At 38.9% G+C, this 25705-nt stretch carries 17 protein-coding genes; 13 read left to right on the forward strand and 4 right to left on the reverse strand.

Annotated elements, in window-relative coordinates; genetic code table 11:
- The first annotated feature begins 62 nt into the window (after positions 1-62).
- Entirely contained in the window at positions 63-413 is a 351-nt protein-coding gene (locus HNP38_RS00930) for an ArsC/Spx/MgsR family protein (protein WP_184183047.1), read from the forward strand.
- 58 nt (positions 414-471) lie between these two features.
- Here the strand turns inward: HNP38_RS00930 and HNP38_RS00935 are convergent, their stop codons facing one another.
- The gene (locus HNP38_RS00935) at positions 472-777 is read right to left on the reverse strand and encodes a DUF493 family protein (protein ID WP_184183049.1); all 306 of its coding nucleotides are present in this window, start codon (positions 775-777) and stop codon (positions 472-474) included.
- 40 nt (positions 778-817) lie between these two features.
- Positions 818-1489, reverse strand: a complete 672-nt coding sequence (locus tag HNP38_RS00940; RefSeq protein WP_184183051.1) for a DUF4197 family protein — start codon at positions 1487-1489, stop codon at positions 818-820.
- A gap of 327 nt (positions 1490-1816) precedes the next feature.
- Between HNP38_RS00940 and HNP38_RS00945 the strand changes: the two genes are divergently transcribed.
- The 8 genes from HNP38_RS00945 (at position 1817) to HNP38_RS00980 (ending at position 13479) form a co-directional block, all read left to right on the forward strand.
- On the forward strand, positions 1817-4642 hold the full coding sequence (locus tag HNP38_RS00945) for a SusC/RagA family TonB-linked outer membrane protein (RefSeq protein ID WP_184183053.1): 2826 nt from the start codon (positions 1817-1819) through the stop codon (positions 4640-4642).
- A gap of 11 nt (positions 4643-4653) precedes the next feature.
- Positions 4654-6141 carry a RagB/SusD family nutrient uptake outer membrane protein gene (locus HNP38_RS00950; protein ID WP_184183055.1) on the forward strand — a complete coding sequence of 496 codons (1488 nt, stop codon included), beginning with the start codon at positions 4654-4656 and terminating at the stop codon, positions 6139-6141.
- Positions 6142-6158: 17 nt separating this feature from the next.
- Positions 6159-6998, forward strand: a complete 840-nt coding sequence (locus HNP38_RS00955; protein ID WP_184183057.1) for a LamG domain-containing protein — start codon at positions 6159-6161, stop codon at positions 6996-6998.
- A 3-nt stretch (positions 6999-7001) separates the two neighbouring features.
- A complete protein-coding gene (locus HNP38_RS00960; protein ID WP_184183060.1) occupies positions 7002-8387 on the forward strand; it encodes a glucoamylase family protein in 1386 nt (461 codons plus the stop codon).
- 11 nt (positions 8388-8398) lie between these two features.
- Entirely contained in the window at positions 8399-9790 is a 1392-nt protein-coding gene (locus tag HNP38_RS00965; protein WP_184183062.1) for a glucoamylase family protein, read from the forward strand.
- Between the two features lie 82 nt (positions 9791-9872).
- The gene (locus tag HNP38_RS00970) at positions 9873-10580 is read left to right on the forward strand and encodes a prolyl oligopeptidase family serine peptidase (protein ID WP_184183064.1); all 708 of its coding nucleotides are present in this window, start codon (positions 9873-9875) and stop codon (positions 10578-10580) included.
- Positions 10581-10667: 87 nt separating this feature from the next.
- Positions 10668-12995 (forward strand): beta-glucosidase BglX, encoded by a 2328-nt coding sequence (gene bglX / locus HNP38_RS00975; protein WP_184183066.1) that lies wholly within the window; start codon positions 10668-10670, stop codon positions 12993-12995.
- An 85-nt stretch (positions 12996-13080) separates the two neighbouring features.
- A complete protein-coding gene (locus tag HNP38_RS00980; protein ID WP_184183068.1) occupies positions 13081-13479 on the forward strand; it encodes a hypothetical protein in 399 nt (132 codons plus the stop codon).
- A 69-nt stretch (positions 13480-13548) separates the two neighbouring features.
- On the opposite strand, the gene HNP38_RS00985 is transcribed toward HNP38_RS00980, so the two are convergent.
- Positions 13549-13971 (reverse strand): 4-fold beta flower protein, encoded by a 423-nt coding sequence (locus HNP38_RS00985; protein WP_184183072.1) that lies wholly within the window; start codon positions 13969-13971, stop codon positions 13549-13551.
- 370 nt (positions 13972-14341) lie between these two features.
- Here HNP38_RS00985 and purB point away from each other — a divergent pair, with 370 nt between their 5' ends.
- The 4 genes from purB (at position 14342) to HNP38_RS01005 (ending at position 23330) form a co-directional block, all read left to right on the forward strand.
- Positions 14342-15769: an adenylosuccinate lyase gene (gene purB, locus HNP38_RS00990; protein ID WP_184183076.1), complete on the forward strand. Its 1428-nt coding sequence runs from the start codon at positions 14342-14344 to the stop codon at positions 15767-15769.
- A 51-nt stretch (positions 15770-15820) separates the two neighbouring features.
- Positions 15821-16783 (forward strand): WG repeat-containing protein, encoded by a 963-nt coding sequence (locus tag HNP38_RS00995; protein ID WP_184183079.1) that lies wholly within the window; start codon positions 15821-15823, stop codon positions 16781-16783.
- A gap of 29 nt (positions 16784-16812) precedes the next feature.
- Positions 16813-20511: a phosphoribosylformylglycinamidine synthase gene (locus HNP38_RS01000; protein ID WP_184183082.1), complete on the forward strand. Its 3699-nt coding sequence runs from the start codon at positions 16813-16815 to the stop codon at positions 20509-20511.
- Positions 20512-21140: 629 nt separating this feature from the next.
- The gene (locus HNP38_RS01005; protein WP_184183085.1) at positions 21141-23330 is read left to right on the forward strand and encodes a polyribonucleotide nucleotidyltransferase; all 2190 of its coding nucleotides are present in this window, start codon (positions 21141-21143) and stop codon (positions 23328-23330) included.
- A 267-nt stretch (positions 23331-23597) separates the two neighbouring features.
- Here HNP38_RS01005 and HNP38_RS01010 read toward each other — a convergent pair whose 3' ends face one another.
- On the reverse strand, positions 23598-25670 hold the full coding sequence (locus tag HNP38_RS01010; RefSeq protein WP_184183088.1) for a M13 family metallopeptidase: 2073 nt from the start codon (positions 25668-25670) through the stop codon (positions 23598-23600).
- Between the last annotated feature and the right edge of the window lie 35 nt (positions 25671-25705).

Genomic DNA, 25705 nt, shown 5'->3' on the forward strand with positions numbered 1-25705 from the left:
AAGACATCCGTAATCCGGCTTATTACTAAATTTGTTAAGAACAAGTTTATAAATTAATCAAAATGTTAGTGAAGGTATTACATAATGGAAATTGTTCAAAATCCAATGCCGTTCTGGAGTATCTGGATGAGAACGGAGTACCGTTTGAGATCATTAATATGATGGAAGACCCGCTGAGTATATTAGAGATCAGAACGGTACTGAAGAAACTTAATCAGAGCGTTTTTCATATCATCCGGAAAACGGAGAAACTGTATATGGATCAATTTGCAAGTAAGAATTATTCTGAGGAAGAATGGATCAGGATCCTGTCTGAAAATCCATCATTAATTCAAAGGCCGATCTTAATAAAAGGTTCCGTAGCAATGCTGGGAAGGCCTATTGAAAATGTAAAGTTTTTTATTGAAAAATAATTTGGAAACAACATTGAAAACATAAACAAAAAAGTCAGCTTCAAGCTGACTTTTTACTTTAAAGAAGGATCACGCCTTCTATTTTTGCTACTTCTTTATAAATATTCACCACCTGATCCGCATCGAGTACAAATGCATTAATGTTGCAGGCAGTATATTTTCCGTTTTTGCTTTCACGGTTTCCCAGTGTGAACTTGATACCGTCAAAAACACGGTAAATCTCCGTAAGCTTGGACTGGTCTGTCGGAATAATGAATTTAAATAAATAGTCTTCCGGAAAATCATGATGATCTTCCAGTTTCTCCTTCAAAGAATTATAAAAATCCTCAGGAGTTGCATGTTGGTTTCCTTGTAATATATCCATCTGCCAATATTAATTATATATAAATATAGTGAAAATTTCTCTATTTTCCAAGTGGCCCTAAAATGGATTTTGAATTCTGATGCTCATAATCTTCAATGATATTGAACAGCCCGTTCACCATCTGTTCGGATGCCAATTGGCTTAATCCGCCTGCATTCACCGTATTTTTACCTCCTCCCAACAGGCTGCCCAGCAGATTGCTTCCGGATAAAGCCGTATTAATGGTCTTTACAATCCCAAACTGGTTGAGCTTTTCATCTACTTTCGGGGCAATAGCAGCTACCAGTTGCTGGGAAGTTTTTTCTTTCAGGATCTGTGTAGCCGTAGTTCCCTGGATGATCCTCGTTACATCCTGTGCATTCAGATTGTTGACGGCGCCTTCCAGGATCGGTCTTGAGATGTTCACGGTATAGGATGCAGCCTGGGCAATATAGTCCCTTTCTTTGGCTACCAGTGAGGGAGCAATTTTTTCCAGTGCAGAATTAATGTCCCTTAGCTGCTTAGGTAATGCTTTATCAACGAGGTTATTTTGAAGGAAGGCTTCTTTATTGCCATAAATTCCCATCCCTTTATCTATACCGTTCAGCAAAAGCCTTTTTATAACAGATAATCCCAGATCAGTGGTTGCAAGGGTAGAGCAGGACTGCATTGCAGTATTAATAACAGCACCTGTTCCTATGACCAAAGCTGCGGCGATAATATATTTTTTCATGTATAAATTTTTCTGTTTTTTTATTATTCTCAAATTTTACGCCAAATTTAAAGAACTGAAACGGGTTGGGCAAAATTTCGGTAAGTTATTAATAACGATAGCTTTAAATAATAAATGCTATTGATTAAGATAGTAAAAAAATGCCCCGTTCTTTAAGAATTAATCTAACATAATATAATAGTTTCAAAATTTTTAAGATAATTTAACAATGTTAAGGATATTTTTATAATTTTGACTAATGTCTTTTTTTGAGAATAAGAAGATTATTAAGCAATAAGCCCGTTTATGGCTTTTCAGTTTTGATTGTACAAAATAAAAATTAACTATATGAAACAACGTGATTTAAAGTATTCATGTCTCATTGCTGTTTTATACTTTGGTATGAACGTCAATGCACAGGTTACCCCTCAGGACAGCACGGTTAAGGAGAAGAAAATTGAAGAGGTCGTGATGATCGGATATGGTACGGCTAAGAAAAGGGACCTTACGGGCTCTATTGCTAAGGTGGATGGAAGTGAAGTTGCAGATAAACCTGCTGCCAATCCGGTAAACTCTCTGCAAGGTAAAGTAGCTGGTCTTTCAGTTGTCAATTCAGGGCAGCCGGGATCGCAGGCTGATGTCAGGATTAGAGGTACTGTAACTATTAATGGAGTTAATCCGGTTTACATTGTGGATGGTGTTTTTGCAAACAATATTGACTTCTTGAATCCTGCAGATATAGAGTCAATGGAGATCCTGAAAGACCCTTCTTCTCTGGCAATTTTCGGTAGTAGAGGAGCAAACGGAGCAATCATTGTGACTACAAAGAGAGGAAAAACAGGTAGAACAACAATCAATCTGAGCTCTTCAATAGGTATAAAGTCATTAGATAATAGACCTGATATTACGAATGCGGAACAGTTCAGGACTCTTTATAATGAGGATCTGGTGAATCAGGGACTACCTGCTTATAATATGTTTAATATCTTTAATGCTGATATAAACTGGGTAGATGAAATCCGTCAAAAAGGAGGAATTATACAACAGCACAGTGTTACCATTTCAAATGGAAGCGAGAAAAACAGGGTGAGTTTTTCATTTGGATACCAGAAAGAAGAAGGATCCATAAAATATGAAGATTATGAAAGGTTTACTATGAAATTTAATGATGACCTTAAAATCTCAAAATCTTTACGTGCGGGTTTTGGATTGACAGGTTCTTATGGTAAATTACCACAACTTAGAAACTTCACCTCCTCACTTAATGCTACACCTGTAGTAGCTCCGGTTAATCTGAATCCTGGAGATCATTATGGATTATATAACTCTTTGCCACAACAAATTGGGGCCGCACAGATTGGTAATCCATTGGCATTGGTGGAAGGACACAGATATACCCAGTTGAATAAAGACTTCCAGTTCAATCCTAATGCCTATTTAGAATTCGATTTCTTTGATCATTTTACTTTCAGATCCAGCTATTTCCTTACCTATAGAAACGGTACAGGCAGAGGGTATGAACCAATATTTAATGTTTATATTCCGGAAACAAACTCAGTTTCACCTTATTCCGGAAGACTGTTAAGTACGGTAAACCAATTTGAAAACAGGGATGTTTCCTTTCAGCAAAACCAATTATTGACTTATAAAAATAAGTTTGGAGTGCATGATCTTACCGTAATGGCCGGTTTTGAAACTATTAACAGAGAGTATAATAGCATGACAGGAAATGCAAAAAGCAGCTTATCAAATCCGCTTGGACAAATGCCTAATAATCCTAGATTTTGGTATTTGAATTCAGATTTTGTAGATCCTGCCACAAGAACGGCTAACAGCAGCCAATACAAACAAAGACAGGTTTCGTATTTTGGAAGGATGTTATACAGCTATGATAGCAAATACATGTTAAATGCATCCTTACGTAATGATGGATCTTCCATGTTAGCTCCGGGTAATAGATTTGACTGGTTCTGGTCTGTAGGAGCAGCTTGGGAAGTTACTAAGGAAGATTTCCTTAGAAGTAATAATATCATTAACTATTTAAAAGTAAAAGGTTCGTACGGGGATCTTGGAAACCAGTTCACACCATACAGTTATTTTGGTTATCCGGTATATGTTGAGGGTGGAACAGGAGTCTTTAATGGTAATTTATATCCTGCTTTTATTAAACAGTATGAAGAAGCTGATGATTTAACATGGGAACATCTTAAATCCTATGAATTTGGTTTTGAGTCCATGTTCTTAGACAGGAGATTATCTTTAGACGCAACATATTATAATAAGAAAACGGAAGACTTATTGAATTACGTAATAGGTAATCCTAACTTTTTTATGAATGCGGGATCTATTGAAGCAAAAGGATTTGAATTTACCGCAGGATGGAAAGATAAAATAGGAGAGAACTTTACTTACTTCTTTAATGGAAATTTAACAACAACGAAGACCAAAGTATTAAATACGTTAGAAGATGGCTATCAGACCTTCTATGGCCCTGCTATATATAAAGAAGGGTTGCCTGTAGGGGCTTTTTATGGATATGTTGTAGATGGTTTGTATCAGTCTTATGCGGATATATTGGGTTCACCTGCCTCTACTATTGGAGATGTTGCGCCTGGGGATTTTAAATACAGAGATATTAATGGAGATGGAAAGATTACACCGGATGACCGTACAATGATTGGTAATCCAACTCCTGATTTTACCTATGGATTTAGCATTGGGGCAGATTATAAAGGAATCTTTGTTAATGCAGATTTCTATGGAGTTTATGGGAATGAAGTATTCAGAGACTGGGGAAATGGCAGCTCATTTGCACCGTTTAACTACAGAACTGAAAGAATGGATAGATGGACGGGACCAGGAACATCGAATTGGGAACCGAGAAGCTATTCCGCATCAGCATATAATAGGGAGTATTCTACTTATATGATTGAAGATGGCAGCTTTTTTAGAGTTCGAAATGTTCAGATAGGTTATAATTTTGGTAAGGATTTGATTTCCCGTTATGGATTAGAGGGATTAAAACTTTACTTCAATGTACAGAACTTAAAAACCTGGGATCATGTGAACGGATTCACACCGGAATTTGGTGGCTCTGCAACACAGTTCGGAGTAAACACAAGTGGTTATCCAAATCCAAGAATAACAAGTTTTGGTATTAGTGCAACTTTCTAAAAATAATTAAAATGAAAATTAAATTTATAAAAAATATATTTTTAACAGGGGTAGTTACCGCTGCTGTATTATCTCTTAATAGCTGTGGTGATGACTGGTTAGACCTTAAGCCGGAAGGAAGGCCTGTAGGCGAGGAAGTTCCAATTGGAGGATATGAAGCTATGGCCTTTGGGCTTTATGCCAGTTTACGAACCGAGGGAGGTGTTAGTGATTTTTCTTATGTGTGGACCCATTGTATTCGTGCGGATGATAATGAAAAAGGAAGTTCAGCATCAGATGCATCGGCAGATGGTAATGTCTTCAATAATTTTGGATATGTAGCAACTAATGGAAGCATAACCAGTGACTGGAACGGTCATTATAAAATCATATATGATTGTAATGAGTTGATTAATCTGGCTCAGGCTTCAGGAGATACCTCTACCGGTACGCTTACCAATATAGCAGAGGCAAAAGCAATCAGGGCTTTTTGTTACTTTGAACTAAGAAGAGATTTCGGAGAAGTACCTATTAATCTTAAAACGATAGATATTCCACAGGACGAAATTGCGCCTAAGAAAACTATTGCTGAGGTAGACGCTCAGATCATTCAGGATTTAACGGATGCTGAAGCAGCATTACCTTCACAATGGCCAAGCGCTTATTTGGGAAGAGCTACTAAAGGAATGGTGAACACCCTGTTAGCCAAATTATATTTATATCAGGGGAATTGGTCTAAAGCCTTAGAACATTCAGAGCTGGTTATAAATTCTGGTGTGTATACCTTAAATCCATCATATGATGCCGAGTTTACAAAGGCAGGTAATAATTCTAAAGAATCTATTTTTGAAATTCAAAAAACATATGATTATCCTACAAAATACACTAACAACTTCTATGAATCTCAGGGAGTAAGAGGTAGTGGGACCTGGGATTTAGGTTGGGGCTTTAACGTGCCGTCTACAGGACTTATTGGAGTTTATGAAACAGCGGATATACGTAAAAAAACGACGATACTTACTTCTGGAGGACCGGATATTTATAATTCTCTTACACTTCCAGATGGTCCGAACGACCCGTCTCCTGTTTTGGTTCAACAGTATTGGAATGGAAAAGCATACACATTGCCAGCTGAAAGAATACAATACGCCCAGACTAAAAACCATTGGGAGAATATTAAAATTCTTCGGTATGCAGATGCTATTTTAATTGCAGCAGAAGCAGCTAATGAATTAGGTCAGATTGCAAAAGCCACTACTTATGTAAACATGATCAGAACCAGAGCTGCTCTTGGAAATACTACAGCATCTAATCAGGGAGCTATGAGAGTAGCTATTAAACATGAAAGAAGAGTTGAGTTTGCAATGGAATTTGAAAGATTCTATGACCTGGTAAGATGGGGTGATGCCATTACAGCACTAGCTGCACAGGGATATGCTGATAGAAACAAGCATTTCCCGATTCCTCAGCAGGCGATCGATAAAGCGCAGGGAGTATTGATACAGAATCCTAACTATTAATTAATGAAGCAATAAAAATGAAAAATATAATTAAAATCCTAAGTTTACTTTCTATAGGCTTACTAATATTTTCTTGTCAGGATTTAGATAGACCTGAACTTGGAGATTATCCACAAGATACTAATGTCCCAGGAGGACCATTGAAATTTTATGTAGCTTTTGATGGACAAACTAATAATCCTCTTATGAATGCTGTTGATAGTATAAGAGCAAAGTTTCCTTCAAGTAACCCGCTTTCATCGATAGACGGGATCAATGGTAAAGGTTTACAAGGACAAAACTATAAATATGTAAAATATAACAGTGCTAATGATTTTGCTAAAGAGGCTAAAAGTTTTACTATTTCTGTTTGGGCTAAAAAAGGAACACTTAAAACAGACCATATCTTTAGTTTGCCCTCACCAAGTGATTATCACTGGTCTGCAGCTTCTATGTTTTTATTAACAGAAGGAAGTGTCTCTAGTCCGATTCTTAAGTTTTTTGTGAAAGATGCTACCGGTGAAAAATGGTTTGAATGGACAGGTGCAAATGCAGTTACAGGGTTTTATGATGGGAATTGGCATCATCTGGCTTTTGTATATGATGCTATAACCTCAAAAATGACTCTTTATAAAGATGGAATTGCTCACCCTAATGTACCGGAATGGGTAGGACATGGTAATGTAAATCTGGAGCCGGCTAAAATAACAGGTTTGAAAATTGGGGCTGGTCCTCAGGAATTTACTACTGAGCAGATTAACCAGGGTGCTGATGATTGGCTTAAAAATTCTTGGAATGGCGGTATTGATCAGTTTAGAATGTATGCAACTGCATTGAATGCTTCGGAAGTAAACAGTTTGTATACTAAGAAAAAATAATTAATGCGTAAAAAGATCATTATATTAACAACAACTGCCATATTTTTATGTGGCAGTTGTTCTTCTGATAATACAGCTGTAAACGAAACCCCGTCTACACCCAATACACCCCAACAAAATACTTATACCGATGCCCAGCTCATCGAAATGGTACAGAAAGATGTATTGAAATATTTTTGGGATTACGCAGAATCAAACTCTAAACTGGCCAGAGAAAGGTATCACACCGATAATCCGGGACAGGATGCTCAGGTAGTTTCTACAGGAGGATCCGGTTTTGGACTGATGACTATTTTAACGGGTATTAAAAATGGATATATTTCAAAGGCCGAAGCGGTTTCAAGGCTGACAACATCCCTTAATTTTCTGCAGAATGCCAACCGTTTTCATGGAGCATGGCCGCATTGGATGAATGGGGCTAACGGGCAGGTGGTTCCTTTCAGTCCTGCGGATAATGGAGGAGATCTTGTAGAGACAGCTTTTCTTGCCCAGGGATTAATATGTGTAAGAGAATATTTTAAAAACTCATCTGATGCAGCCGAACTTGCCCTCTCACAAAAGGCAGACACCTTATGGAAAGGAATAGAATGGAACTGGTATACCAAAGGAGAAAATGTTTTATACTGGCATTGGTCTCCCGATTTTAATTTCCAGATAAATCATAAATTACAAGGTTTTGATGAAACATTAATCACTTATGTTTTAGCCGCTGCTTCACCTACTTCCACCATTGACAAAACTGTTTACCAACAAGGGTGGGCCAGAAGTGGTAATATCAAGAGTATGGCCTCGCAGTATGGAATTCCTCTTATTGTGAACCACAATGTCACGGGAAGTACGATAGGTCCTATGTTTTGGTCACATTATTCATTTTTAGGGTTAGATCCGAGAGGTTTGTCCGATGAATATGTAAATTATGGCGATGCTACTCTCAATCATTCCAGGATTATGTATCAGTATTGCATCACAAACCCGAAAGGATGGCAGGGCTATAACTCGAAAAGCTGGGGGCTTACGTCCAGTTATTCAAGAGACTTAGATGGCTCTACCGGATATGCTGCACATCAACCTAATACTGATTTAGGAGTTATTTCTCCTACGGCGGCACTTTCGGATATGCCTTATACGCCAACAGAAAGTATGAGCATGCTGAGATATCTGTACAATGAAAATTATAACAAATATGTAGGAACCGCAGGTCCTTATGATGCCTATTCACTGCATTATAACTGGGTTACTCCAAGATATCTGGCGATCGATCAGGGAACCATTGGCCCAATGATTGAGAATCATAGATCACAGTTCTTGTGGCAATTATTTATGAATGCTCCGGATATAAGACAAGGTTTAATAAAATTAGGATTTCATTCCACACAACACGGATTTTAAAAGAATATTTAATGAAAAGGATAGTATTATCACTTGGTGTAGCATCATTATTTTTCGCTTACTCCTGCAAAAACTCCCCATCTTCAAAACAGCAGGGGGTTCAGTCTGAAATTGTGAAAAGCGATATTACCGATGAGCAGCTTATGGATAAAGTGCAGAAAGACGCTTTAAAATATTTCTGGGAATATGCAGAGCCCAATTCAATGCTGGGAAGAGAACGTTATCATGAAGACAATATTTACCCTGATAATGATAAGCATGTGATCACTACAGGTGGGTCAGGATTTGGACTGGCGACCATTCTTGTCGGAGTAGAAAGAGGTTTTGTTCCAAGAAAAGAAGCCGTAAAAAGATTGACCATAATGATGGACTTCCTGGCTAAGGCAGACCGTCATAAAGGAGCCTGGTCCCACTGGATCAATGGTGAAACTGGGAAAACAGTTCCTTTTGGAAAGAAAGATAACGGGGGTGATCTGGTGGAAACGGCATTTTTAACCTCTGGAATTTTAATGGTGCGGGAATACTTTAAAAATGGAAATACAGAAGAAAAAGCCTTGGCAAAAAAATGTGATGAATTATGGCGTGGAATTCAGTGGAACTGGTATACAAAAGGAGGCGAAAAAGTATTATACTGGCACTGGTCACCGGAATATCAGTGGGAAATGAACTTCCCGCTGCAAGGCTATAACGAATGCCTGATCACGTATATTCTGGCTGCATCATCACCTACCTATTCCATTGATACGGAAACTTATTATAAAGGCTGGTCAAGAAACGGGGCTTATCTTACAAACAAGACCAAATACGGTCTGCCTTTATATGTAAAACACAATGGAGCAGAAGAATATGGAGGTCCCTTATTCTGGGCCCATTATTCCTATATTGGGTTAGACCCTACCGGATTGTCCGATAAACTGGTGAAGAACTATTTCGATCTGAATAAAAATCAGGTTCTTATCGATTACAAATACTGTGTCGAAAATCCTAAGCAATGGAAAGGCTATGGTTCAGATTATTGGGGATTGACGGCAAGCTATACAAGAAACAAAGACGGAGGAGTAGGTTATACTGCACATATGCCATCCAATGACCATGGAGTGGTTACTCCGACAGCGGCTTTAAGCAGCTTTCCATACACTCCGAAAGAATCCATGGACTTTTTAAGGTTCATTTATACAAAGCAGCCTGAATTTATCGGTTCGGCAGGTCCCTATGATGCTACTTCGATCAATTATAGCAACTGGTTTACGCCAAGATATTTGGCTATTGATCAGGGAACCATTGCCCCGATGATCGAGAATCACAGGACCGGATTTTTGTGGAAACTGTTCATGAATACGCCGGAAATTCAGCAGGGACTTAAAAAACTGAGTTTTAAGTCAGCAAAGTATGGCATAAAATAGTTTTAATATCTTTATCAATAGGAATGGGCTTTAACCCGTTAAAAAAATAAATTTAAATGGCTTGCCAAAATTAAATGATAATATGAAATTCAAACTGAAATACATCCCGCTTTTATTGCTGCCTTTCTCATGGAATCTGAATGCCCAGGAAATAAAAGCAGAACTCAATAAAGAAGTCAGAAAGGTCGAGAAAATCTCCTATATATTAGATTATCCTAAGAATGCTAAAGGAAACGTTCCTCTTATTTTATTCCTTCATGGTTCAGGAGAAAGAGGTACCGATCTCGAAATGGTAAAAGCCCACAGCCCCTTCACCTATAAAAATCTGATCAAAGAACCGGTTGCCATTCTGGCACCGCAATGCCCTGCCAATTCATGGTGGAATACGGAAACCTTGTACCAGCTGGTCAAAGAGATCCAGGCTGCATATAAGATCGATGTTTCCAGAATATATATTACAGGGCTTTCAATGGGAGGCTGGGGAACCTGGAAGCTGGCTATAGAACATCCTGAAATGTTTGCTGCGGTAGCGCCTGTTTGTGCTCCTGCAGATCGTGTCATGGAAGCCAATGCGGAACAATTGAAAAATATACCCGTTAAGATTTTCCATGGCGGGAATGATGATGTTGTATCACCCATTAACTCGATTAATATGTATCAGGCCATAAAAAAAACTAATCCGACTGCCGAGTTGATCATTTTCCCTGACGATAACCACAACTCCTGGGATTCTACCTACTCGGATCCTGAGTTTTATAAGTGGATGCTTAACCAGAAATTAAAAAATTAAAGATAGATTTAGTTTTGATTAATAAATCTATATTCTCAAAATGAGAAAATAAAACAATACATTTGTAAAATTAAAGGATAAAACTATATGAAGAAGATCATAATCATTGCAACTTTAGCACTTTCGCCGGTATTTTCGGCACAGGAGACGGTCACCAAGCCGGTACAGTCTTATCAGACTGCCCAATATCAGGCAAAAAGAAAAGCATTTGTAGACAACCTTTTGTCAAAAATGACTTTGGATGAAAAGATCGGCCAGCTGAATCTGCCTACTTCCGGAGATTTTACTACGGGACAGGCCCAGAGTTCCGATATCGGGAAAAAAGTAGAGCAGGGCTTAGTTGGTGGGTTATTCAATATAAAAGGAGCGGACAAGATCAAAGCCGTTCAGAAAGTAGCCGTTGAAAAAAGCCGCCTGAAAATTCCATTGATCTTCGGAATGGATGTGATACACGGTTATGAGACTACTTTCCCTATACCATTGGGGTTGGCAGCATCGTGGGATATGGATTTAGTACAGCAGTCCGCCAGAATTGCAGCTAAAGAAGCCTCCTCTGACGGGATCAACTGGACCTTCTCACCGATGGTGGATATTTCCCGTGAACCAAGATGGGGCAGGGTTTCCGAAGGATCAGGAGAAGACCCGTATTTGGGAAGCGAAATTGCCAAAAACATGGTATATGGGTATCAGGGAAAAGATTTATCCTTAGGGAACACTATTTTAGCCTGCGTAAAACACTTTGCACTATACGGTGGAGCAGAAGCCGGTAGAGACTATAATACCGTAGACATGAGCCACGTAAGAATGTTCAACGAATATTTTCCTCCATACAAAGCGGCCGTTGACGCAGGAGTAGCCTCTGTGATGGCTTCCTTCAATGAGGTTGACGGAGTTCCCGCCACCGGAAACAAATGGCTTCAGACCGATGTTTTAAGAAAAATGTGGGGCTTCAAAGGCTTTGTGGTTACCGACTATACCGGGATCAATGAAATGATGGACCACGGAATGGGAGACCTTCAGCAGGTTTCTGCTTTGGCATTAAAGGCGGGGATTGATATGGATATGGTAGGTGAAGGATTCCTGAAAACCCTGAAAAAATCTTTAGAAGAAGGAAAAGTCACCCAAGCAGATATCGATACGGCAACAAAAAGAATTCTTGAAGCAAAATACGACTTAGGCTTATTTGATGATCCTTACCGTTATGGAGATGCAAAATTGGCAGCCAAAGAAGTCTACAATATGGAAAACCGTAACGTAGCCAGGAATGTGGCAGCTCAATCAATGGTCTTAATGAAAAATGAAAACCAGGTGCTTCCATTAACAAAATCAGGAACAGTAGCCGTGATCGGGCCATTGGTGAATAACTCATTGAATATGCCGGGAACCTGGAGTGTGGCAGCAAAACACGCCAATGCAGTGTCCCTGATGAAAGGCCTTCAGGATAACCTTGGGAAAGAAGTAAAATTCATTTCTGCCAAAGGAGCCAACATAGATTACGATGCAAAATTGGAGGAGATCTATGCAGCACACGGAAAGAATACGGATAGAGATAGCCGTTCAAAAGAAGTGCTTCTCAAAGAAGCGGTAGACGTTGCGAACAAAGCAGATGTGATCGTTTTAGCCATCGGGGAGTCTGCAGAAATGAGCGGAGAATCCTCCTCAAGAACCGAGATCACCATTCCGCAATCCCAGGTAGACCTGTTGAACGAATTAAAGAAGACCGGAAAACCTATCGCGATGGTACTTTTCACAGGCCGTCCGTTAGCTTTAACCAACGTAAAAGATGCACCCGATTCCATACTGAATGTTTGGTTTGCTGGTTCCGAAGCGGGTAATGCCATTTCAGATGTTCTGTTCGGAAAAGTAAACCCTTCCGGGAAACTGCCAATGACCTTCCCAAGAAGCCTTGGACAGGTTCCGATTTATTATAATGCTAAAAATACGGGCCGTCCGCTAAGTCAGGATAAAGTAGATAAATGTGTGTACGAAAGATTCCGTTCCAATTATATGGATGAATGCAATACCCCGTTATATCCGTTCGGATACGGCTTGAGCTATACAAAATTCAATTATTCCGATATTGCAGTTTCAAACCAGAATCCTAAAGGGAACCAAACCATTCAGGCCTCTGTTACTGTAACCAATTCAGGAAACTATGACGGAGCGGAAGTAGTTCAGCTGTATATCAGGGATCTTGTAGGAAGCATTACCAGACCGGTAAAAGAATTGAAAGGCTTCCAGAAGGTTTTCCTGAAAAAAGGAGAATCTAAAAAAGTTACCTTCGATATTACCCCGGAAAACCTGAAATTCTACAACGGAGAATTAAAATATGATTGGGAACCGGGAGAATTTGAGATCATGATCGGGACCAATTCCGATGAAGTAAAACGCTCAAAAATCAACTGGAATAAATAAATTAACAAAAAGTCATTCGAAAGGATGACTTTTTATTTTTTGGTATGGTTTTTACTCATGCTGTTCTATTAATAATAAAGTAAATATGAAAAAAACAATTGTATTAGGAATGATGTTAGTAGGGTTATTTACCTTTGCCCAGGACACAAAACGTGTAGTAGGAGGTGACAGAGACACTCATGGATGCATAGGATCTGCAGGATACACCTATTCTCAGGTTAAAAACGACTGTATAAGAGTATTTGAACAGAAAATCAAACTTCCCGAAGTAAAACCAAAAGGAAGCTCTACTTCCATGACTGCGGTTATTTTCAGTAAAGACATGAAAAATGCTGAGATTTTTCTTCCTGATCAGAATTCCGGAAGCCTGATCCTTACAAGGGCAGGAAAAGGAAAAACGTGGAAAAGCGGTAAATATATTCTGGTTCCTTACAAAAAAATAGGTTACCAGCTTAAAAAGGATAATATTGTAATTTATCAGTAATCATATACCTTGAATACATACATAAAAGCCATTCGCGAGAATGGCTTTTATGTATTTCATTATTGAGACTTAGTCATTAATTCCCTGTAATAAAAATATTTTAAATGAATTATCGCTCCAATAATTACTCCAATACGGTCTATACGGAGGATATTCTTTGAAGCTTTTATATGGCTTATATTTTTTATATTCCTTATAAGGTTCATATTCTGTATATCCTATGAATGCTGATTTCAATGCACCAATACTGTCACCCTTATGATCTCTGACTATCCCTTTTATCCACCAGCCTAAGTGCTTTCCATTGAATCCATAAATATTGTCACCGGATAGATAGGCAACAGGATTTCCGTTCCATAAATAAATTGTCATATCATCATCGTCTGTATCCATATAGGCAATGGGTGCTCCTTCAGAATTAAAAAGAGAGATTTCCTGCGCTTTTAAGATCGTTGTAAATAATAAAACAGCTATTAATATTAAATACTTCATCACAATTTGGGTTATACAAAAATTTGTAATCTGTACCCAATTTACACATTTTTTGTATATGCTTAAATGTTTTCCCAGAGACTTTAAAATCAGCTTAAGTGCCCAAAAAGCTTTTTTGTTTTTTAGTTTGGTTTTCCTGATGAATTTAAATCCTCTAATTTTAAAGTCAATTTGTAAATATGTTGCTGGATAATGTTATAGAAATATAAACCAGCTTTTATTTTTTGATATGATTGAACAAAAAATCCGCGCTATCTGCAAGCTCTGCGAGAGAGAAAAACAAAAAAACAAAATTTAAAAGAACCTTCCCCAATTTTCATCTCTCACTGAAAAACCCTATTTTTGCATATCTAAAAAGTAAAAGAAAAAAATGAATTCCTACAAAAATCCATTGGAAGAGCGCTATTCCAGTGAAGAAATGTTGTTTAACTTCTCGCATAACAACAAGTTCCGTACCTGGAGAAAGCTTTGGATCGCTCTTGCTGAAATCGAAAAAGACCTTGGACTTGAAATTTCTGATGAGCAGATCGCTGAATTGAAAGCCAATGCTGAAAACATCGATTATGATAAAGCGGCTGAATATGAGAAAAAATTCCGTCATGATGTGATGGCTCATGTTCATACCTATGGAGATGTGGCGCCTTCAGCGAAAGGAATCATCCATTTGGGGGCTACCTCGGCTTTTGTAGGTGACAATACAGATCTGATCCAGATCCGTGACGGACTTCTAATCCTGAAGAAAAAACTGGTTAACGTTATCAAAAGCCTTGCAGATTTTGCTATTCAATACAAAGACCTTCCGACGTTAGGATTTACCCATTTTCAGCCGGCTCAGCTTACAACGGTGGGAAAAAGAGCGACACTTTGGCTGCAAAGCTTAGTGCTTGATATTGAAGAACTCGATTTCTTTCTGGAAACCTTGCGTTTCAGAGGCGTAAAAGGAACTACAGGTACTGCGGCAAGCTTTTTAGAATTATTCAACGGAGACTATTCCAAAGTAAAACATCTGGATAAAGAACTTTCAAAAAGGTTTGGTTTCGATAAGGTTTTTGGGGTTTCAGGACAGACCTATGACAGGAAAATAGATGCTAAAGTTGTGGCTTTACTGTCAAATATCGCGCAGTCTGCCCACAAATTCACCAATGACCTTCGTTTGCTTCAGAACCTTAAGGAAATAGAAGAGCCATTTGAGAAAAACCAGATCGGCTCATCCGCAATGGCCTACAAGCGTAACCCGATGAGAAGCGAAAGGATCGGGGCATTGGCAAAATATGTAATGTCACTGACAACCAGTTCTGCAATGGTAGCATCTACCCAATGGTTTGAAAGAACCCTGGATGACTCTGCCAACAAAAGATTAACAATTCCGCAGGCATTTTTAGCTGTTGATGCGATCCTTTTGATCTGGAACAACATCATGAATGGAATTGTGGTTTACCCGAACAGAATCAACAAACATATTGAAGAAGAGCTTCCTTTTATGGCCACTGAATACATCATCATGGAAGAAGTGAAAGCGGGAGGAGACCGTCAGGAGATCCATGAAGTGATCAGGGTTCACTCTATGGAAGCTTCTAAAAAGGTAAAAGAAGAAGGAAAAGAAAATGACCTGATTGAAAGGATTCTAAATGATGATTCATTAAAACTGGATAAATCAAAATTAAAAGAAGTATTGGATCCGAAGAACTTTATCGGTTTTGCTCCTGTTCAGACGGAAGAATTCATTAAAAATGAAGTTCAGCCGATTCTGGATCAGAACAAAGACCTGATAGGATTGGAGGCTGATCTTAAAGTATAAAATAGTATGCAGTCTTTCCGGCTGCATATTTTATTTCCAACCAAAAGAAGTATGAAAAAGTTCCTTTTGCTCATTTCACTCATGCCCGTGTCTGCTTTCTCTCAAAAGGAAGAGGTATTGAGATACTTTATTACAAAGGACACTTTGGTTGGAGTAAAAAATCAGAAAGGAGAGATTATTGTTCCTGCGCAGTTTATAATCTATTCGGTGCTTGAGGATGGAGATCTGGTAAAAGGAAACACTATTTTCTTTGATGGCTGGAAAAAAGAGGAAGGAGATGTAAAGAATGTATGGGGATATGTCTATGATAGAAGAGGAAACTTCCTTTACAGGCCTTACTTTTATGATAATGGGGCCGACTTTTTTGAAGAAGGAGTGCAGAGATTTGTTAAAAACGGAAAAATAGGGTTTGCGGACAGAGACGGAAAAGTGGTTATTGAGCCTCAACATGACTTTGTATCGCCTTTTACATTCGGGTATGCTGCTTTTTGTGACGGATGCGACTGGGAGAAAACCGAAGACGAACATAAGGCAATAGTTGGAGGAACATGGGGTGTCATGAATTGGAAAGGTGAAATTGTTCGGCCTATAGCCAAGGGTTCGGAAAAAGATGTAGAACTGAACGGAAAATATTACCCATATCCATTCCAATACAATGATAAAGAAAAGAATATCCTTCAGTTCTTTGAAAAACAGAACAGGCTGCTTTCAGATATCCATTATGTGAATCTCTATAATGAACTTTCCAAAGATCAAAAGAAACTGTTCTTTGAGATTGTTGAGCGGCCGAAACATAATTTTCCGTACTATCAGGTAAATACCTATGATTATGAGAAAATGGAAGCAGGAATATCTGACTTTAAATTTTTGGTTTCAGAAAATGGGAAATCTGTCTTTGCAATGGATTATGGAGATAAAAAAATTCCTTTTGAAAAATGGCTGAAAAAAGAAATAAAAGCAGCAAGGCAGTACCAGAAAGAGCATACGGATAATCCCAATAAATTTAATAAATAAATCTAATAATATTTAATATCCGACATCTAATGTCTAACAACAAAAGAATTTTCGTAGAAAAAAGAGGAATTTTCGATGTAGAAAGTCCAAAAATTTTTGATGAAGTAAAAGCGGTGGTACCGTCCGTAAAAAATGTGAAAGTATATAATGTATATGATATTTTCGGATTGAATGACGGTGAATTCGGAAAAGTGGTCAACAATACTTTTGTAGATCCCGTTACCGATATATTGCACACAGAAAATCCTGCGGGATCCATTCACTTTGCCATGGAATTTTTGCCCGGGCAGTATGATCAGCGTGCAGACTCTGCACAGCAGTGTATCGCTTTATTAACAGAAAATGAAAGATCTACAGTAAGAAGCGGTAAATTAATCGAATTTGAAGGCGTTTCTGAAGCTGATTTAGCCAAAATAAAAGACTTACTGATCAATAAAGTTGAATCTCAGGAAAAAGATTTATCAATTTTAGATATTCCTGCGGAAGAAACGCCGTCAAAAGTTATCATTCATGAAAATTTTATCAATTTTGATGAGGCTCAACTTGAAGAATTCTTTAATAATCACGGCTTTGCGTTAGGCTTGGACGATTTGAAATTCATTCAGGAATATTTCAAAGCTGAGCAGAGAAACCCTACCGAAACCGAATTGAAAGTTTTAGACACCTATTGGAGCGACCACTGCCGTCACACCACCTTTGAAACGGAACTGTCAGATATTCAGTTTGAAGGGAAATTCAAACATACATTGGAAATTATTTTCAATGACTACATCGAAAAAAGAAAATTCCTAGGCCGCGAACTGAAACCGATCTCTTTAATGGATCTGGCAACCGTTTGCGGAAGATATTTCCATAAAACAGGCAAACTGGAAAATCTTGTCGTTTCCGATGAGATCAATGCCTGTACCATTCAGATCGAGGCAGAATACGACGGTAAAAAAGAACCGTGGTATCTGTTATTCAAAAATGAAACCCATAACCACCCGACAGAAATTGAGCCATTTGGAGGGGCCTCCACCTGTTTGGGAGGGGCAATCAGAGATCCATTATCAGGAAGATCTTTTGTATTCCAGGCGATGAGGTTAACCGGAGCCGCAGATGTATTGGAACCGGTGGATCAGACCTTACCGGGAAAATTACCTCAAAAAACGATCACCAAACAGGCCGCAAACGGATACTCTTCTTATGGTAATCAGATCGGTCTGGCGACTACAATGGTTTCCGAGATCTATGATGAAGGCTACAAAGCCAAAAGAATGGAAGTTGGTTTCGTTGCGGGGGCAGTTCCTGTAGATTGGGTAAGACGTGAAAAGCCTGCCAATGGAGATTCTATCATTATTTTAGGAGGGGCAACAGGCCGCGATGGAGTTGGAGGTGCAAGCGGAAGTTCAAAAGAACAGGATGAAACTTCTATCCATACGATGAGTTCGGAAGTGCAGAAAGGGAATGCCGTTGAAGAACGTAAGATCCAGAGATTATTCAGAAAGCCCGAGGTTACAAAGCTCATCAAAAAATCCAATGACTTCGGAGCAGGAGGTGTTTCCGTAGCCATCGGAGAGATTGCAGATTCTTTAGAAGTAAACTTAGACGTTTTACCGCTAAAATATGAAGGATTGAACGGAACCGAGCTTGCCATTTCCGAATCTCAGGAAAGAATGGCTGTGGTGGTTGATCCAAAAGATAAAGAACATTTCATCAGATACTGTGAAGAAGAAAATATTGTAGCTGTAGAAGTGGCAAAAGTTACCGACTCGGGAAGAATGCAGATGTTCTGGAAAGGAGATAAGATCGTAGACCTTTCAAGAGAATTCCTGAATACGAACGGCTGTTCTAAAAATCAGGAAGTAAAAATTACTCACCTTGAAGAAGTAAAACAGGAAAACCAGTCATTTACGGAAGAAGCATTTTTTCAGATTTTAGGGGATAAAAATGTGGCTTCTCAAAAAGGATTATTGGAAATGTTCGATTCTTCCGTAGGAGGAACAACGGTCACCATGCCTTTAGGAGGAAAATATCAGCAGACCTTAATGGAAGGATGTGCCCAGGTATTGCCGGTTTTAGGAGCTAAAGACGTAGAAACGGTTTCCCTGGCAAGTTGGGGATTTGATGCCGGAATTTCAAAGCAAAACTCACTTCTGGGAGCTGCTTATGCTGTAGTGGAAAGTGTGGCTAAGATCGTTGCAATGGGCGGCGATTACAAAAATATCAGGCTGAGTTTTCAGGAATACTTTGAAAAATTAGGCCAGAATCCTGAGAAATGGGGGAAGCCTTTGGCTTCTTTGCTTGGAGCTTATGATGCCCAGATCAACCTTGGGTTGGCAGCCATTGGAGGTAAAGACTCCATGAGTGGAACCTATCAGGATCTGAACGTTCCGCCAACATTGATTTCATTCGCCTGTGCAAACGGGGAAAAGAAAAACATCATTTCTCCGGAATTTAAACAGGCAGGAAATAAATTGTATTTTTTCAATCATATTTCACAGGAAAACGGACTGCCCGACTATGAGAGTTTAAAGGCCGTTTTTGAATTTATTTTTGAAAACATCAAGGCTGGAAAAATTGTTTCGGTTAAGACCATTAAAGAAGGAGGTGTTGCTGTTGCTTTAGCAAAAATGAGTTTCGGAAACAGGTTAGGAGCGCAGGTAAATATTGCTGATGAAAGCATCATGTTAGCTAAAAATATCGGAAGCCTGATCATTGAATCTACAGAAGAATTTAATGATAATAACCTTCAATTAATCGGTGAAATTAAAAATTCAAACGTTTTAAATATTAATGACTTGAGTTTTGAAATCGAAAAATTACTTAAAGTAAATACAGATACATTTGAAAATCTCTTCCCAACCACTGAAAAAGACAAAATAACAATTGAGATCGATGAAAAACTGAACTCAGTTACCCCAGGAAATATCATCATTAAAAAACACGGACTAGCCGCCCCGAAAGTTTTTGCACCTGTTTTCCCGGGAACAAACTGCGAATATGAAACATTGAATGCATTTCAGAAAGAAGGAGCGGTGGTCAGCAGTTTACCTTTGAAGAATATCAACCACCAGTTGCTTGAGGAATGCATTGATGCCTGGGTGAAAGAAATTAAACAATCGCAGATTTTAGCATTTTCAGGAGGCTTCTCTGCAGGAGACGAACCCGACGGTTCCGCCAAATTCATTGTGAATGTTCTGAAAAACGAAAAGATGAGAAATGCAGTTCATAATCTGTTGGAAAGAGACGGGATGATCATTGGGATCTGTAATGGTTTTCAGGCTTTGGTTAAATCCGGATTATTACCATACGGGCAAATCAAAGATTTGGATGAAAATTCTCCAACTCTTGCTCATAATGCTATCAGAAGACATATTTCTCAAATGGTAACTGTGAAAGTGATCAATGATGAAAGCCCTTGGCTGAAAGGAATGAAAGGTCAGGTATTCACCATTCCGATTTCTCACGGAGAAGGGCGTTTCATGGCCTCAGAAGAAGAAATTGAAAAACTGTACAGGAACGGGCAGATAGCCACTCAATACATCGATTTTGATGGAAATATCGCCCATGGAATGCCATTCAACCCGAACAACTCATTATTCGGGATAGAAGGGGTTACCAGCCCATGCGGAAAAATTTATGGAAGAATGGGGCACCCTGAACGTTTTGCAGAAGGTCTGATGAAAAATATCCCGACTGCGAATTACCACAATATTTTCAAAAACGGGGTAGAGTATTTTAAATAAGAAGTAGTATAGCAATACGCGAAATGACTGTCAATATTGGCGGTCATTTTTTACCACAAAAGTCACAAAAGAACACTTAATGTTTTTTGAAAATCTTTGATTTTCTCCTTATGTGAACTTTAATCTTCAGCAATCTTAAAGCTTAAATAACTAAAGTTTCTTAATATAAAAGCTTTTGTGACTTTTGTGGTGAAACTAAATATGAAACTAAAGTATTACACTACAAAATAACATAAACCATCTAACATCGTCTTTGTCATTCCGAATAAAGGGTATATTTAATTCTTAATCGGAATATGAATTGTACTCACTAGAATCTATCAGTTTAATTTTCTATCTTACATTTTTTTATTCTACAAATCTAAAGGAAGGGAATCTAAACAATGCAGAAATACTTTAAATAATTACCCAGATAATTAATCCGCAATCATTGATCATCATTATTTTTAGATCTATGCCTGCTGATTCAATTGAACTGCTACATGATATTTAATAAAGTTGCAGTTTAAAGCAGATATTTCCTCCCTAAAATTTAATAAACCATTATAATACATTATCTTTGCAAACGAAAATTTAAAGAGTTTAAATAATAACCGTACTCAATACGGAGTACTAGAGACGAACAATTTATGAGTATACCTCAAGCGTTTACAGAAACGATCACTCTTGCAGACGGCAGAGAGATCACTATTGAAACGGGGAAACTGGCAAAACAGGCCGATGGATCCGTAGTTGTAAAAATGGGCGGAACAATGCTTTTAGCAACGGTTGTAGCCAATAAAGAAGCCAATCCCGGTGTAGATTTTTTGCCGTTAACGGTAGATTACAGAGAAAAGTTCTATGCAGGCGGGAAAATTCCCGGAAACTTCTTCCGTAGAGAAGCAAGGCCTTCAGATCAGGAAATATTAACCATGCGTTTGGTAGACAGAGTCCTTCGTCCGCTTTTTCCTGAGGATTTCCATGCTGAAGTTCAGGTAATGATCTCTCTGATCTCTTATGACGGCCAGTCTATTCCTGATGATTTAGCCGGTTTAGCGGCTTCTGCGGCTATCGCGATTACAGATATTCCTTTCGATGGGCCAATGTCTGAAGTAAGAGTAGTAAGATTTGACGGACAACTTGCGATCAATCCGAGTTATGAAGCACTTAAAAATTCAGAGCTTGATATTATGGTGGGAGCTACCAAAGACTCCATCGTAATGGTAGAAGGAGAGATGAAGGAAATTTCTGAGCAGGAAATGCTGGAAGCCATTATTTTTGCTCATGCCGAGATTAAAAAACAGATCGAAGCTCAGGAAAGATTAGCTGAAAAAGTAGGAAAAGCTTTCCCTAAAAGAGAATATTCTCACGAAGTTCACGATGAAGACATTCGTGAAAAAGTATGGAAAGAATGTTACGATAAAGTATATGAAGTGGCAAAAACCCCTTCAGCTAAAGAAGAGAGACACGAAAAATTCAAAGCGGTTCTTGATGAGTTCCTGGCACAATATGTAGATAATGTGGAAGAACTTGAAAGAGTAACCCCTTTTGCAAAAGTATATTATCATGATGTAGAGAAGGAAGCTATGCGTCAGATGATCCTTGAGGATAATATCCGTCTTGACGGCCGTGATCCTCAAACGATCCGCCCGATCTGGTCCGAGATCGATTACCTTCCGGGATCTCACGGTTCAGCAGTTTTTACAAGAGGTGAAACGCAGTCTTTGACGGCAGTGACTTTAGGCTCTATAAAAGACGCGAACATGGTGGACAGCGTAATTGCACAATATGACGAAAAATTCTTCTTACATTATAATTTCCCTCCGTTCTCAACCGGTGAAGCGAGGCCTTTAAGAGGAACTTCAAGGAGAGAAGTAGGGCACGGAAACTTAGCTCAAAGAGCTTTACAGGCAGTTATCCCTGAAGAAAATCCATATACGATCAGAATTGTTTCTGATATTTTAGAATCGAACGGTTCGTCTTCCATGGCGACTGTTTGTGCAGGAACATTGGCATTAATGGATGCCGGAGTGCAGATCACAAAACCTGTTTCCGGTATTGCAATGGGACTGATCACTGATGCAAAATCAGGTAAATTTACCGTACTTTCCGATATCCTGGGAGATGAAGATCATCTTGGAGACATGGACTTTAAAGTGACAGGTACTGCAGATGGTATTACAGCTTGCCAGATGGATATCAAAATCCAGGGGCTTTCTATGGATATCATGGAAAAAGCTTTGATGCAGGCAAGAGACGGAAGATTACATATCTTAAATAAAATCACGGAAACCATTGCCCAGCCAAGACCGGACGTGAAGCCGCACGCTCCGAAAATGGTAGTAATGGAGATCTCCAAAGACTTCATTGGTGCTGTAATTGGGCCTGGTGGAAAAATCATTCAGCAGTTACAGAAAGATACGGATACCGTTATTGCCATTGAAGAAGTTGGAGAAATCGGACGTATCGAAATTGCAGGAACAGACAGAGAGAAGATCAATGCAGCGGTTGCCAAGATCAATGAAATTACTTTCGTACCGGTAGTAGGAGAAGTATACAATGGAAAAGTGGTGAAAGTAATGGATTTCGGAGCTTTCGTAGCGATTGCTAAAGGTACTGAAGGCCTTCTTCATATCTCGGAGATCGAGTGGAAGCGTCTGGATAAAGTTCCTTATGCGGAAGGAGATGAAGTGGAAGTGAAGTTCATGGGTTACGATGACCGTAAGAAAATGAAGCTTTCCCGCAAAGTTCTTTTACCAAGACCTCCGAAGCCGGAGTCTAAGCCAAGACAGGAACAGCAGGTAAGATCCGAAGGTGAAAACCCGGAAGGACAAGCTTAAAAATAGAAACCACCGAAATTTCGGTGGTTTTTTTATATGAATTAATTAACCACAAAAGCCACAAAGCTTGATTTAAAAATACTTAAGCTTAATAAAATGTAGCTTAAAAGTAAACAGAAAGCTTATTATTTTTTTAGCCTTAGGTGAACTTTATCTTTAGAAATTATCTTAACTCAGTTTACTTAAGTGTAAATGAAAAGGAAAAACTTTTGTGACTTTTGTGGTTAAATAAAAAACCGTCTACTACTAGACGGTTTAAAAATATGTTTACCAGATCTTAATTCTATCTTCCGGTTTCTTATACAATTTATCTCCCTGTTTCACATCAAAGGCTTTATAAAAAGCATCTGTATTTACAAGCGGCCCGAATGCCCTGAACATTCCCGGGGTATGCTCATCCGTTTTGATCTGGTTGATCAAAGCAGCTTCCGTATATAATGTCCTCCAAATTGTTCCCCAGCTCAGGAAGAATCTCTGATCCTGTGTATACCCACTTATTTTGCCTAAGTTTCCTTTATCTTTCAGATACATCTGCAATGCATCATAGGCAATATTTACCCCTCCAAGGTCTGCGATATTTTCACCATTGGTGAAAGTACCGTTTACAAAAGTTCCTTTTACCGGTTCATATTTATCAAATTGAGTAGCTAGCGATTTTGTTGCCTTTTCAAAATTGGCTTTATCTTCAGGAGTCCACCAGTCTGCCAGGTTTCCGTCTGCATCAAACTGGGCTCCTGAATCATCAAACCCGTGGCTCATTTCATGCCCGATCACTCCACCAATCCCGCCGAAATTCACTGCCGGGTCAGCCTGTGGATTAAAGAATGGAGGCTGAAGGATAGCCGCCGGGAATACGATCTCATTATTCTGCGGGCTGTAGTAGGCATTTACCGTTTGCGGAGACATGGTCCATTTGGATTTGTCTACAGGTTTCCCCACTTTGTCAAGGTTTTCTTTGTATTTCCACTCAGAGATATTCTGAAGATTCTTATACAATGAACCGCCTTGGGATTCTGACAGGATATTGAGCTGGGAATAATCTTTCCATTTGTCGGGATAGGCCACTTTTACTTTGAATTTATTGAGCTTGGTAAGGGCTTTTTCTTTAGTGGTGGAAGACATCCATGTTAAGTCATTGATGTGCTGTGCGAAGCTTTTTTTCAGGTAATCTATCAGCTCAACCATCTGGGCTTTGGCTTCTGCCGGGAAATACTTTTCTACATACAGTTTTCCGAAGGCTTCCCCCAAACTGCCATTGATAAGCTCATATCCTCTTTTATTAAGAGCCCTTTGCTCTTTTTGTCCGCGAAGGTATTTTCCGTAAAACCCGAACTTCATATCATCCAGCTGCTGAGAAAGGAAACCGGCGCTTCCCGATAGCAGATTGAATTTTAAATAATCTTTAATGATAGGAATATTCTGCTGGGTAATGAAGGTATCAAGGTTTTTGTAATAATTCAGTTCGCCTACGATCACTTTATCCGTATTTACGCCCACTTTTTTCAGGTAAGCCGGCAGATTGATGTTTTTCACCATACCGGAAAGATCAGACATTGTTTTAGGGTTATTCTGAAGGTTGATATCACGAATCTGCTCATTGGTGAGCAAGGTCTTTGCAATGGATTTTTCGAAATCAACTATTTTTGAGGCTGATTCCGGGGCGTTCTTGTATCCCAGTACATTCAGCATGGAAGCTACATATTTTGTATATTCTTTAATAGCTTCCGTATTCTTATCATTTACTTTCTGGTAATAATCCCTTCCAAGCCCTAAACCGGCACTTCCAAGATATACCGCATTCATTTTTGAATCCTTAAGATCTGCACTGGCACCCCAGGCATAAAAAGGATTATCTCCTTTCAGAGTAGAGGTGGTCAGGTATTTTTCAAGATCGGCCACCGTTTTTATGGCGTCTATTTTTGAAAGGTCTTCTCTGATGGGATTAATGCCGTCCTTGTTTCTTTTTTCCATATCCATATAGGAGGTATACAGATTCTGTATCTTTCTGCCTTCGCTTCCGTCAGCAAACTTATCTTTCAGAAGAGAGTTTAAGATCACCAGGGAATTATTGTCCGTACTTTCACGGAGCTGGTCAAAACTTCCCCATCGGGAGCGGTCGGATGGTATCTTGGTTGTTTTCATCCATGTTCCGTTCACAAAGCTGTAAAAATCATCCTGCGGACGGACGGTAACGTCCATTGCAGATATATTCAGCCCTTTTTCTGAAGGATCCTTGGTAATACTGCTCATGGCCGCGTTAGGGCCTGATTGTTGTGCCTCTGCTGTGCCTAAAGCAGATAATAATGCAATGGCGAGCAGGCTTATTTTAACTTTTTTCATAGCGGTTGTTTTTATCGTTTGACTTAATTTTGTTT

The sequence above is a fragment of the Chryseobacterium defluvii genome (genome assembly GCF_014204415.1).
Classification (GTDB): domain Bacteria; phylum Bacteroidota; class Bacteroidia; order Flavobacteriales; family Weeksellaceae; genus Chryseobacterium; species Chryseobacterium defluvii_A.

Coding starts and splice junctions, on each gene's coding strand:
- HNP38_RS00930 (WP_184183047.1), top strand. CDS start 63: ATGTTAGTGAAGGTATTACATAATGGAAATTGTTCAAAATCCAATGCC.
- HNP38_RS00935 (WP_184183049.1), bottom strand. CDS start 777: ATGGATATATTACAAGGAAACCAACATGCAACTCCTGAGGATTTTTAT.
- HNP38_RS00940 (WP_184183051.1), bottom strand. CDS start 1,489: ATGAAAAAATATATTATCGCCGCAGCTTTGGTCATAGGAACAGGTGCT.
- HNP38_RS00945 (WP_184183053.1), top strand. CDS start 1,817: ATGAAACAACGTGATTTAAAGTATTCATGTCTCATTGCTGTTTTATAC.
- HNP38_RS00950 (WP_184183055.1), top strand. CDS start 4,654: ATGAAAATTAAATTTATAAAAAATATATTTTTAACAGGGGTAGTTACC.
- HNP38_RS00955 (WP_184183057.1), top strand. CDS start 6,159: ATGAAAAATATAATTAAAATCCTAAGTTTACTTTCTATAGGCTTACTA.
- HNP38_RS00960 (WP_184183060.1), top strand. CDS start 7,002: ATGCGTAAAAAGATCATTATATTAACAACAACTGCCATATTTTTATGT.
- HNP38_RS00965 (WP_184183062.1), top strand. CDS start 8,399: ATGAAAAGGATAGTATTATCACTTGGTGTAGCATCATTATTTTTCGCT.
- HNP38_RS00970 (WP_184183064.1), top strand. CDS start 9,873: ATGAAATTCAAACTGAAATACATCCCGCTTTTATTGCTGCCTTTCTCA.
- bglX (WP_184183066.1), top strand. CDS start 10,668: ATGAAGAAGATCATAATCATTGCAACTTTAGCACTTTCGCCGGTATTT.
- HNP38_RS00980 (WP_184183068.1), top strand. CDS start 13,081: ATGAAAAAAACAATTGTATTAGGAATGATGTTAGTAGGGTTATTTACC.
- HNP38_RS00985 (WP_184183072.1), bottom strand. CDS start 13,971: ATGAAGTATTTAATATTAATAGCTGTTTTATTATTTACAACGATCTTA.
- purB (WP_184183076.1), top strand. CDS start 14,342: ATGAATTCCTACAAAAATCCATTGGAAGAGCGCTATTCCAGTGAAGAA.
- HNP38_RS00995 (WP_184183079.1), top strand. CDS start 15,821: ATGAAAAAGTTCCTTTTGCTCATTTCACTCATGCCCGTGTCTGCTTTC.
- HNP38_RS01000 (WP_184183082.1), top strand. CDS start 16,813: ATGTCTAACAACAAAAGAATTTTCGTAGAAAAAAGAGGAATTTTCGAT.
- HNP38_RS01005 (WP_184183085.1), top strand. CDS start 21,141: ATGAGTATACCTCAAGCGTTTACAGAAACGATCACTCTTGCAGACGGC.
- HNP38_RS01010 (WP_184183088.1), bottom strand. CDS start 25,670: ATGAAAAAAGTTAAAATAAGCCTGCTCGCCATTGCATTATTATCTGCT.